The sequence below is a fragment of the Vreelandella lutescens genome, assembly GCF_014640815.1.
GTDB classification, from domain to species: domain Bacteria; phylum Pseudomonadota; class Gammaproteobacteria; order Pseudomonadales; family Halomonadaceae; genus Vreelandella; species Vreelandella lutescens.
In genome coordinates this window covers 144,439-154,414 of record NZ_BMHM01000006.1, presented here as the reverse complement: position 1 = coordinate 154,414, position 9,976 = coordinate 144,439, and the positions used below count along the sequence as shown (strand labels likewise).

Here is a 9,976-nt window from a genome sequence, read left to right as displayed (position 1 = left end):
CGACGATTCAAGCACACAAAGCTAGACCTAGCGGAGAAAACCAACATGTAGCGCGTGGTAACGAGCGACTAGCGAGGCACCCGCGAGGCCGCGCCACCGAAAGCAATCCTCGCTTTAAAGCGGATGCATCTCCCCATTCGACAACACAAACGAAGCCCTCTCACCCACACCACCCAACGCCGCATCAATCATCGCCGCCGCCACATACCGCACCTCAATCGGCCGCACCGAACGCGGCAACCAACGCGCCGCCGGGGCCAGCAATACACTCGCCCACTTCTCCGCCAACCGCCCATCCTCCGGCCGCCCCAATAACAGCGAAGGCCGAGCAAAAAACACGCAGGGCAACCCCAGCGCCTGAATATCTCGCTCCACCTCACCTTTCACACGGTTATAAAACACCGAAGAGCGCGCATTCGCCCCGTGCGCCGTCACCACACCCAATGGATTCACCCCCGCCGTTTTACACGCCCGCGCAAACGCCAGCACCAACCCATAATCCACACGGCGAAACGCCTCTTTACTCCCCGCCTGCTTCTTCGTGGTACCCAACGCCACGAAGGCCACGGCACCTGCGGGCATACACTCGGCGGCCTGGGCTTCTAACTGGTCAAAATCGAGCAGCGCAGGCTGGATTTTGGAAACGATAGCGCTGGGAAATTCACGGGAAAGATCCAGCTCACGGCGGGTAACGACGATGACGTTTTCCACATCACCCCGCTGGGTAAGCTGAGTAACAAGCTGCTGGCCGATAGCGCCAGTGGCACCAAGAACAATGGCGGTGGGCATGGGTGAACATTTCCTTATGATGTTAATGGCATAAACACAGGATCATAACGGCACTGGCAGGCATAGAATGAAGTTGTAGCGCGTGGTAACGAGCGATTAGCGAGGCACCCGCGAGGCCTCGCCACCTCGATAAATAGCATGCAAGCGCTTACCACCCCCACCAACGCCATAAGGCTCGCATCGCCCGCCAGATACTACCCAGCATAGAGGGAAACAGGTGAGGGAAAACCAACGCCAACACCAAAAAGGTGACGATACAACCGATGAAGTAGCGACTGCTCAAAAAGCCACCCCAATACATCAGTTGGCTGTTGGCCCACACCCACAGAAGAACAGCCGTGGGCACGGAAAAGAATAGCGAAACGAACAGGCTGATGAGCCTGGATTCGAGGGGGCCGCCTTGGTCGTGTTGTTTTGACATTGATCGCCCACCATCATGCACATCACAGGGCTTTCATGATGGCGTGCCGGAAAATGTATCCGCGTGACGCGTTGGATTATGTGTTGGTACCCAAGAACCGCAACTTCACCTCTGCTGACGGCACCATGCAAACATCTTTCTTACCAAAAAGCGTATAACGATTCCGAGCAAATAACTTATAAGCCGCGTCTCTGATCGGCCTGGGCACAACCTTAAATGCATAACAGAGCCGCCACGGCCCTTTCAGGTCTTTGGCTATCTCAAGGGCGGCATCGGAAAGAACGAAACACTCACCATCTTTGATAAGCACTAAGGTATCCATTCCCACATCGGGCACGTTGAAACGCTCCGTTAGCTCCTGCGCCAGCTCGCTCTGCATCGGGGTGAATGCAAAGGTTCCCTCTGGGTCTCGCTGGATGATGAAATTCACTGCGCCGTTGCAGAAGTTGCAAACACCATCGAATATGACGATATATCGATTATCCATAGGCTCCTAGAGGAAGATAATGGTTCGCTTGAGGTGCGTCGCCAACCTTACGCTATGTTCCATGACGCACCATCGCAATCCGCTGTGCCGGGTCGGGCAGCGTTGCCTGCTGTTCTTGCAAGATAGCGCGAAGCTGCGCGCCGCACTCTTCTTCCCGGAGCCTCACAAAACCATGCTTTTCGTAAAAGGCCTTGTTCCATGGCAAATGCGCATAGGTGGTAAGCCAGAGGGGGCTGTGATCACTCCATGCAATAGCATAATGAATCAGCATGCTACCTATTCCTTGCTGCATGCAGCCTGTGAGTACGGCAAGCTGATCCAAATAAGGCGATCCATCCACGTAGCCAAGTACCATAAATCCAATTGGCGTATCACATCTATCAACGGCCACTAAGGCGAGTCCCCGTTGAATGGCTAGAGCCCACCGTTGCTTTTCGGATACAACGAAAGGGTGTCCCTGCTCGATATCGATGTCGAGTCCAGCACGAACGAACAGCTGGCTCGCATCATCGTCGATGGCTACCAGCGCCTCCAGCTCATTATCGTGAGCTGTTCGCAGTGTTACTCCGTTCATGTTGGCGCTCCTTGACGATTCCAGCTCCTATTGAATGAGAAAGGTTAGCTAAAATGCCTAGTCGTTTCATGAGGAAACTTTGCCCGTAACGATCTGGCCAGTACTTTGTTGAGCTGGCGTAGCGGTCGGTGAGAACCACAGCACCGTCATCATGCCCACCATTACCAGTACCACGCCCGACACACGCCCAAGGCTGACCTCTCTGACAGGCAAGTTCATCCAACCGAAGTAGTCCAGCAGTAGCGATACGATCAATTGCCCTGCAATTACACACACCATAAAGCTGGTGGCCCCCACCCGCGGCACCAGTATCAGCGCCGACGACACGTAGATAGCGCCTGATACGCCGCCCAGCCATGCCCAAACGGGAAGGTGCCAGATACGCCCCAGATCAGGCGCCGGTGCCTGCATAAACAAAACGATGGGTGTCACAACGGCAATGCTAACGACCAAAGAGACCAGCGTCGCCCAAAGAGGGTGGCCTAGCGCTCGGCCCAATTCCGCGTTACTACCGGCTTGAAATGGCACCAAGGCGCCTGCGACGAGCGCGACTGCTGCCAACGCTACCACGGTGAGAGATGAATTCATGACAAGACTCCTAATGCGTCTGAAAGGGTCTTTTATCTTGTATAATTCATTTTATTAATTGAAATTCCATTTTTTATTTTTCACTATTCGAACTATGAATAATTTAAGACGCATCGATCTCAATCTGTTAGTTACGCTACAAGCGCTACTGACCGAAAAGCACGTCTCGCGAGCGGCACTGCGATTACATAAAAGCCAGCCCGCCGTCAGCCATGCACTCGCCCACCTGCGTACCATTTTTGACGACCCGCTGCTGGTACGACGAGCAGGCAAACTGGAACTCACTTCCCGCGCCAGCGAGCTGCTACCGGCATTGACGGGAGCACTGCATCAAGTGGGCGCGCTGCTTGATCAGCCTGCCTTCGACCCTGCTCGGACGAAGCGGCTATTTAGGCTCGCCATGTCGGACTATGGCTCTCGGGTCATACTGCCGGGGCTGGTAAAGCGCTTGCGTTCCGACGCCCCGGGGATCGATCTTCAAGTCACGCAAGGCAGCCGCACCTCGATGATGGCAGGTGTGCATGATGGGGAGATCGACTTGGCGTTTGGAGTATTCCCATCACAGCTTGCCGATGAATTACGCACCCAAACGCTCTTCATCGAGCACTTCGTAAGTGCGGCGGATAAACACACCCTGCCCAATACTGGCAGCCTGGATAAAGATGCGTGGCTCTCGCGGCCACATGTACTGGTCGCTCTGCAAAGCAACGAAGCCGGTGAGATAGAACACGCCCTGCAGCGAGAAGGCGTCACCCGCAGGATAGCGATGACCCTGCCCCACTGGGGCATCGCTAGCAGTTTAGTGACCAACACGGACTTGATATTGACCGCTGCACGGCGCAGCTTCGATCTATTTCTGGAGGACTCACCGCTGCAGCTTTTCGCCCCTCCCTTTGCCATTGACCCGTTTGCCTACGAGATGGTCTGGCACTCACGGCGGGAGAGCGATGCCGGGCACAACTGGCTGAGGGAAACGGTTGTTGAGATGCTGCGAGACAGCGCGTGATTTGGGGGCATCAGCTCGCGACGGTGATACGCACCACCCAGGTCAATACCCTTGTAGCGCGTGGTAACGAGCGATTAGCGAGGCACCCGCGAGGCCGCGCCACCGAGCAGCTCTACATGCTAAAAACTGTGATGTGCGGTGCGATCAAACACACTATCACCAGCTCGGTTCAAGTGCTTAGCAACCCAGCACGCCACAACGTAAGTACCACTTCGACTTGCTGGTTATGCTGTTTCGGTGCCCCTTGAACGACAATTCCCCAAAGTTGTTTTCTTGGCAAATCGGCCAATTGCGGTTTTTCGTGAAGAATCTTAAGCAAGTCAATCGCGTACTTTTTGTTGGAAACGGAGGTCGTGTATTTACCAGCTTCGATTCCCTCGACATAACCTTCTTCACACAACCCCAAAAATGCAGAACGCGGGCAGCCTTTAACACGAGCAGCACACTGATCAGGAAACATAGCGGCTGCGGCCAAGTTCCAAGCTTCTACAGGAGAGATACCTTTCCCTGCTAAACGAACAGCCTGTAAGGCAACATCGCCATATTTAGCCATTTTTCGCCTCCCTAACTCGAATCATCATGTAGCGCGTGGTAACGAGCGGTCAGCGAGGCACCCGCGAGGCCGTGCCACCTTAATAGATAGCATGCAAACGCTTACCACCCCCACCAACGCCTTGTTGAAACAAACACCCGCGTACAGGCTAAGTGTCGATACCTACAAACCGCGACTTCACCTCTGCTAACGGCACCATGCAAACATCTTTCTGACCAAAGAGCTTATAGCGATTCCGAGCGAATAACTTGTAAACCGCGTCTCTAATCGGCCTTGGCACAACCTTGAATGCATAACAGAACCGCCACGGTCCTTTCAGGTCTTTGGCTATCTCAAGGGCCGCATCTGAAAGGACGTAACACTCACCGTGTTTGATAAGCACTAAGGTGTCCATTCCCACATCGGGCGCGTTAAAGCGCTGCGTTAGCTCCTGCGCCAACTCGCTCTGCATCGGGGTGAATGCAAAGGTTCCCTCTGGGCCTCGCTTTATGATGAAATTCACTGCGCCGTTGCAGAAGTTGCAAACACCATCGAATATGACGATATGGGGGTTGTTCATAGGCTCCCTCATTTTTTACGCATCATACACAGTGATGTACCACTTAGGTTTGATACGCCCAAAGTCGCGACGAATGTTGGTTTTCAACGCTTTTTTAGAATCCAGAACCGTTGCCACGCCGCTTCCACGCACAAAAACAACCCAATGCCAGAAAGGCCTACCCTGCTCTAGCCGCCACTTAATCGCCATCAGCGCCTTGTCGGGCAGCTCCTCCCAGGATTTGAATGGTGCTTCCTTTGACGATACGGAAATATCAAACTCTTTTAACAGCCTGCGAACGTGGGCAGTCTCAGACCATAGCGAGGTATCTGCGGCCTCTATGCCTATGGCATTGGCCTCACGTTTCGCCTGCGCATAGCTGATACCGGCGAGAGCGGCACACGCGGCAATACCACAGCCGCTGATTTCTTCTTGGATGACGGGTTGCATGAGGGTAACAAAACGCTCTTATTCGGTTGGAAACGAAGCTTACAATTAACTGGAAAATTTCATTGAGTTCATGGTGATAATTTCGCAGGAAAAAATCTGCTGGCAGCTAGGCTTTAAACAATCAGCAAGCAAATACTGCGTGGTACTGCGCTTGGTTATGTGGCTGAAAAATTACGAAAGCCTGCTCATTATCCAGAGCGCAAAAGTAATAGAGTCAATAACCCGACTACGCTACACCAGAAACCTGTATTCCGCGCCTTGTAATCTTCGAAATATACTACTTGCGAAGAAGATGGATACATCCCCAAGGTAAAAATCTTACAGATCGGCCAGCCAACCCAGTAACAAATGGTTCCGAAGAAGATCTCTGCGAGAATATATCCAATACCTCGGAGAAATCCTTTCCCTATTTCTTCAAATAGATTATCCATACGTTTCCTCTGAGATCTTCTTTTGACGCTTTCCATACACTCACGCTACCCCCATAAATCAGCGTTAGATATCTGCTAGTAACGCACTCATCAGTATTTTTGTATACGAAGCAACTTGCTGGGGGTATTAACCATTTGCTTCTCAAGACATCCACACTTTCAGGCTCAAATTTAAAGTATGCTTTATTTCGCACCTCCATGATACCTAGCCAGCTTGTCTCATCTATTGGATTGATTGACACTCCGAAGCCCTAGCTATTCACTAAAAATATTTAATACCGCACCTACGGCTCATCAATTATCAGGATAGGAATGCTTTCCGAAACACTGAACCTTACCCCTAGGCCTTTAGACAGATATGCGTCCGCTTCTAAGCAATAGTCACATAAAACTTTCACTTTAACTGGCAGTGAAGCTGACTTTATTTTCTCAATATTAACCATATCTTCAGGAATACCAAAAAAATCATTTGGACGACCCCAAAACGCTATGAATGCACCGCTGGAGTCCCGCACTTTTAAATAAGCATTCTGACCCATTAAAGGAGACGTATCCCTCGCTATCTCCAATATTGTAAACTCATAGCATTCCATGACGTAACCAACCTCCATAGCTCCGCGCTAAGAGTGTGACTCATAGCTTGGTGGCTTAATCGTCTCGGGCGGAAACCACCTCCCACGCTATACCTAACCTCTATTCACTGCCAGCGGAACAGCCGTTTCCACACTTTCACTCACGGCGAGCCAACAGCAGACCTACTCCCGCGCTACCCAATAACCCTGCACACACTCTATTGAAAAGGCGTCGCATGGTCGGACGCGAGAACCAGCAGGGTCGACAAACTGAGGCAGGAACGCGGTAAAGATCAGGATGGCTTTGGGGTTGCCAACTGCCAGTAAGAACTCCTGCCTCGCCAGTTGAAACAAGTTCTTGCCGCCCAGCGCCTCACTACCGCCTTCTGCTGGGTCTGCGATCCAGAGCTGATACGCCAGCCAGAAGAGATACAGCCCACCGGCTATTTTGACGGCAAAAAACACCTTTTCGGAAGCATGCAGCACGGCGGCCAATCCGGTAGCGGCTAATGTGATCATGCACACAAAGGCCACCAACCGCCCAATACCGGCATAGCAGGCCACCCGTATGCCGTATCGCTTGGCATTCGCCATGGAAAGCAGATTGTTGGGGCCGGGGGTCATGTTCAGGGCAAAGCATGCGGGTATAAATAACAGGAGCGTCATCAAGGTCATGCCGGTTCCCACCTTAGTAAGTAAATAGGGTCAATGCTCGGCAGCAGGCTCATCTGCTTGCGCCGTGGGCTGGTTGCTGACACCAAACGGAATATGGACAGAGGGCACAACTGCACTGGCGGACTGTAAATGGCCGGATTGATCATCGAAGAAGATGTGCGGCTTCAACACGCCCAGTACCCTGCCCTTCTCAATGCCACCGAGGAAGAACGCATCGTTGGCCATGACGCCCCAGCTTTTCAGAGTTTTTAAAGCGCGTTCGTGGGAAGGCGCATTGCGGGCCGTGACAATCGACACGCGTATGCGGTTTTCGTACTCGGGATGCTGCTGCTTGTGAGCTTCTTCCGCCGACTGGATTCTTGAAATACGCACCAACAGCTCTTTCAGCGGCCCGGGGTGGTGCGGCTGCATTACATTCTTGACTTCATGATCATGGAAGGCCGTAAGCCCTGATGCTTGCATTACCGACTCGGATTCGTCGCCAGCTAGCACGCCATCAAAGTCAAAAGCGGTACGCAGCGTCTTGTCTTCTTCATCATCGTCAAACATGGAATCCAGCACCTGACCCGCCGGGTGCCCACAGCCAATGGCGGCTTCAACGTCTGGCTTGTGACCAGATAGGAACAACGCAATGTTTAACGCGGGAATGTACTCATACGGCGAACGCCCCTGCATAAATATTGCACGCGTAATGCCTAGCCCATAGTGCTCGATGGTTTTCATGACGCGCAAGCCGGTATCCGGGTCGTTGCGTGACAGCAGCACCACTTCCACTAACGGGTCTTCCGGGCTGGGGCTTAAGTCGTTCAACGCCAGCAGCCGCTTGATAAACGGAAACGCGATGCCCTTCGGAAGCGGAACATCAAGATTCTTTTCCTGATATTTACGGTACTGCTCCTCTCCCTCGCTGCGAAAGACGGCATCGGATTCGTTCAGATCAAAGACTGCACTGGAGGCAACGCCAATCACTAGGCGATTATCGAGTTCGTAGGGCATGCGTTTCCTTTGTGGGTGGTTGGCTGTTTTGTGGGGTTCGGTACTTAGCTTTCTGGGCCCTCATAAAGCAGTTGGGATAGCTCGACTCGGGCTTATTTTCACCATCTTCACACACGAAACAGCGCACATGTGAATACCCTCGCTTACCCTGCAACGCCGTTCGCTTGATCACCTGCGCAGTATCGTGCGATTCATTTTCACATGCTACAAATTCACCTTTGCCTACAGGCTGCGCTCCGTGAATTCGCCCCTGATATTGATGAGCAATTCTCCGAGATACGAATTTGATGCACTTTGTCGCCCGAATGGCTAAATATGAACTTCAACCTTACCCGCTCCGGCAGCATGACCAACTTCAAGCAGACAGCGCTCTTCTACTTCAGACAGACCGCCTTCCGTCATAGCCTGCGGATAAATTAGGAGCTTCGGCTTTCGTTTGAAGATACCTTTAGCGCCAACCTTGGCCAAGCCTTCCTTCATACACTCGACGGCTGGCATAAACGTACCGATCAGCAGCCTTGTGGTGGTGAAAGGCTGTTTTGGCTGGACTACAACCGTATTTTCATTTGCAGTGAACACAATACGATTTTTAAAAACTTCCGCTTTGACTTCCATTTTCTTTTGACATCCTTTGAAAGATATTTTCTGGCTTTTATTGATCAGAACTTTGAACCCGAAACCAGACAAATTCTCTCAGCACCAGATAAAAAGGGATACGACGGCGTGACTCGCCACTACGAACGATAAACAAGCCACTTAACCTGGCTTCAGGCTTGGCTTACACACCAGTTTGTGGGCGCTCAGCGCCGGAAAGACGGTCGCCGTCAAATCGTTGGCTAGAAGAAATTGGTCGGTTGATATAGCTGACCATATTTACGGCACCTACCGATACATGACTCAGCCCACAATTATCGTGCGGGAACCGTGTTTTATGGGGCAAAGCCAGCATACTGTTTAATAATTCGCGAAGCATGTGCCCGTGTGTTACCACCAATAACCTGGAATGAGGCTGGGTGTCGATTAGCTTTTTTGCCTGTACCACACGCTTCATGAATGCCCCTGGTGACTCATTTTCATGGGGGTACTCATGACCAGACACGTGCCGGAAATAATTGGGCTCCTCTCGAGCGGGAGTCTCAGTCAACACTAACTGCCCCTCAGCTAAACAAGAGTGAATCTCAATCTCTATTTTGGCAACCTCAGCAAAAGGTTGAATGGTTTGCAGGGCTCTCGGATACGGAGAGCATAAAATGCGCTCGATCTCTAATTCCAAGAGGCTTCCTATAATGCTTTGTGCCTGATAGTGCCCATGCTGTGTGAGCGCGTCACCGCTTCCTGTTGCCAACGCACCATCGCGGTTCGTTTCTGTTTCTGCGTGTCTCAAGAGGAATACATCCACACTTTATTCCTTCTAACGCCTGCAGCACGCTCAGCCTTGTAGTGGAGGCACAGCCACAACGAAAAGGCCGTCGCTGTGCCTGCGATTGTTAGGCAATCGCACAGGCAAAACTTGCCACCAACAAAAGCGCCTGAACAAACAGAATGCCCAAGCATGAGTTTTCAAACCACTTAACCCTTTTATTTCTTGCCAAAGAAAGTGAAATATCTTTCTCTTTCTTTTCAGAAGTAAGGTCATCTGGGTTTCCAGAAACAACCTCGCCGATACGAAAGTAAGTTAGCTTCATTGCGACATAGTTGTAGGTAAGCAAGGCTATCGAAACTAGCGCTAACACAACTACCAGCAACTTCAGATATGAAACTTGATCTCCAGAAACCATTGTCGCCGCTGCGAGTATCAAGCCATTTACTGTGAGCAGCGCATTCCATAGGCCATAGCTAGCCTGAATATAGCGATCGATCACTTGCTGGATTCGTACTTCATACTTATCGGTCATA

At 51.7% G+C, this 9,976-nt stretch carries 14 protein-coding genes and 1 pseudogene; 1 reads left to right on the top strand and 14 read right to left on the bottom strand.

The features are described 5' to 3' along the window. Positions 1-114: 114 nt before the first annotated feature. From IEW65_RS15285 to IEW65_RS15265, 5 genes are all read right to left on the bottom strand, one after another. The gene (locus IEW65_RS15285) at positions 115-789 is read right to left on the bottom strand and encodes an NAD(P)H-binding protein (protein ID WP_188640311.1); all 675 of its coding nucleotides are present in this window, start codon (positions 787-789) and stop codon (positions 115-117) included. A gap of 148 nt (positions 790-937) precedes the next feature. Then, positions 938-1,210, bottom strand: coding sequence for a hypothetical protein (locus IEW65_RS15280; protein WP_188640310.1), 273 nt, complete (start codon positions 1,208-1,210; stop codon positions 938-940). 76 nt (positions 1,211-1,286) lie between these two features. Beyond that, positions 1,287-1,697, bottom strand: coding sequence for a thiol-disulfide oxidoreductase DCC family protein (locus IEW65_RS15275; protein ID WP_188640309.1), 411 nt, complete (start codon positions 1,695-1,697; stop codon positions 1,287-1,289). A 52-nt stretch (positions 1,698-1,749) separates the two neighbouring features. Continuing rightward, entirely contained in the window at positions 1,750-2,271 is a 522-nt protein-coding gene (locus IEW65_RS15270) for a GNAT family N-acetyltransferase (protein ID WP_188640308.1), read from the bottom strand. Positions 2,272-2,337: 66 nt separating this feature from the next. Then, a complete protein-coding gene (locus IEW65_RS15265) occupies positions 2,338-2,859 on the bottom strand; it encodes a DMT family transporter (RefSeq protein WP_188640307.1) in 522 nt (173 codons plus the stop codon). A gap of 94 nt (positions 2,860-2,953) precedes the next feature. On the opposite strand from IEW65_RS15265, the gene IEW65_RS15260 reads away from it, so the two are divergent. After that, positions 2,954-3,865, top strand: coding sequence for a LysR family transcriptional regulator (locus tag IEW65_RS15260; RefSeq protein ID WP_188640306.1), 912 nt, complete (start codon positions 2,954-2,956; stop codon positions 3,863-3,865). 169 nt (positions 3,866-4,034) lie between these two features. On the opposite strand, the gene IEW65_RS15255 is transcribed toward IEW65_RS15260, so the two are convergent. The 9 genes and pseudogenes from IEW65_RS15255 to IEW65_RS15215 all read right to left on the bottom strand — a co-directional run bounded on the left by IEW65_RS15255 (position 4,035) and on the right by IEW65_RS15215 (position 9,975). Then, positions 4,035-4,418, bottom strand: a complete 384-nt coding sequence (locus tag IEW65_RS15255) for a DUF6979 family protein (RefSeq protein WP_188640305.1) — start codon at positions 4,416-4,418, stop codon at positions 4,035-4,037. Positions 4,419-4,566: 148 nt separating this feature from the next. Then, a complete protein-coding gene (locus IEW65_RS15250; RefSeq protein WP_188640304.1) occupies positions 4,567-4,977 on the bottom strand; it encodes a thiol-disulfide oxidoreductase DCC family protein in 411 nt (136 codons plus the stop codon). A gap of 15 nt (positions 4,978-4,992) precedes the next feature. Continuing rightward, positions 4,993-5,406 carry a hypothetical protein gene (locus IEW65_RS15245; RefSeq protein ID WP_188640303.1) on the bottom strand — a complete coding sequence of 138 codons (414 nt, stop codon included), beginning with the start codon at positions 5,404-5,406 and terminating at the stop codon, positions 4,993-4,995. Between the two features lie 715 nt (positions 5,407-6,121). Continuing rightward, a complete protein-coding gene (locus IEW65_RS15240) occupies positions 6,122-6,376 on the bottom strand; it encodes a hypothetical protein (RefSeq protein WP_188640302.1) in 255 nt (84 codons plus the stop codon). Positions 6,377-6,566: 190 nt separating this feature from the next. After that, positions 6,567-7,084, bottom strand: a pseudogene (locus tag IEW65_RS15235) (LysE family translocator). Between the two features lie 30 nt (positions 7,085-7,114). Next, positions 7,115-8,080: a 5'-nucleotidase gene (locus tag IEW65_RS15230; protein WP_188640301.1), complete on the bottom strand. Its 966-nt coding sequence runs from the start codon at positions 8,078-8,080 to the stop codon at positions 7,115-7,117. A gap of 309 nt (positions 8,081-8,389) precedes the next feature. Then, positions 8,390-8,695, bottom strand: coding sequence for a hypothetical protein (locus IEW65_RS15225; protein ID WP_188640300.1), 306 nt, complete (start codon positions 8,693-8,695; stop codon positions 8,390-8,392). A 163-nt stretch (positions 8,696-8,858) separates the two neighbouring features. Then, the gene (locus tag IEW65_RS15220; RefSeq protein ID WP_188640299.1) at positions 8,859-9,479 is read right to left on the bottom strand and encodes a histidine phosphatase family protein; all 621 of its coding nucleotides are present in this window, start codon (positions 9,477-9,479) and stop codon (positions 8,859-8,861) included. A gap of 88 nt (positions 9,480-9,567) precedes the next feature. After that, positions 9,568-9,975, bottom strand: coding sequence for a hypothetical protein (locus IEW65_RS15215; RefSeq protein ID WP_188640298.1), 408 nt, complete (start codon positions 9,973-9,975; stop codon positions 9,568-9,570). Position 9,976 lies beyond the last annotated feature (1 nt).

What these genes read in the sequence shown, in the direction of transcription:
- IEW65_RS15275 (WP_188640309.1), bottom strand. Translation starts at nt 1,697, where the DNA reads ATGGATAATCGATATATCGTCATATTCGATGGTGTTTGCAACTTCTGC.
- IEW65_RS15215 (WP_188640298.1), bottom strand. Translation starts at nt 9,975, where the DNA reads ATGACCGATAAGTATGAAGTACGAATCCAGCAAGTGATCGATCGCTAT.
- IEW65_RS15230 (WP_188640301.1), bottom strand. Translation starts at nt 8,080, where the DNA reads ATGCCCTACGAACTCGATAATCGCCTAGTGATTGGCGTTGCCTCCAGT.
- IEW65_RS15260 (WP_188640306.1), top strand. Translation starts at nt 2,954, where the DNA reads ATGAATAATTTAAGACGCATCGATCTCAATCTGTTAGTTACGCTACAA.
- IEW65_RS15250 (WP_188640304.1), bottom strand. Translation starts at nt 4,977, where the DNA reads ATGAACAACCCCCATATCGTCATATTCGATGGTGTTTGCAACTTCTGC.
- IEW65_RS15280 (WP_188640310.1), bottom strand. Translation starts at nt 1,210, where the DNA reads ATGTCAAAACAACACGACCAAGGCGGCCCCCTCGAATCCAGGCTCATC.
- IEW65_RS15270 (WP_188640308.1), bottom strand. Translation starts at nt 2,271, where the DNA reads ATGAACGGAGTAACACTGCGAACAGCTCACGATAATGAGCTGGAGGCG.
- IEW65_RS15240 (WP_188640302.1), bottom strand. Translation starts at nt 6,376, where the DNA reads ATGGGTCAGAATGCTTATTTAAAAGTGCGGGACTCCAGCGGTGCATTC.
- IEW65_RS15265 (WP_188640307.1), bottom strand. Translation starts at nt 2,859, where the DNA reads ATGAATTCATCTCTCACCGTGGTAGCGTTGGCAGCAGTCGCGCTCGTC.
- IEW65_RS15255 (WP_188640305.1), bottom strand. Translation starts at nt 4,418, where the DNA reads ATGGCTAAATATGGCGATGTTGCCTTACAGGCTGTTCGTTTAGCAGGG.
- IEW65_RS15245 (WP_188640303.1), bottom strand. Translation starts at nt 5,406, where the DNA reads ATGCAACCCGTCATCCAAGAAGAAATCAGCGGCTGTGGTATTGCCGCG.
- IEW65_RS15285 (WP_188640311.1), bottom strand. Translation starts at nt 789, where the DNA reads ATGCCCACCGCCATTGTTCTTGGTGCCACTGGCGCTATCGGCCAGCAG.
- IEW65_RS15225 (WP_188640300.1), bottom strand. Translation starts at nt 8,695, where the DNA reads ATGGAAGTCAAAGCGGAAGTTTTTAAAAATCGTATTGTGTTCACTGCA.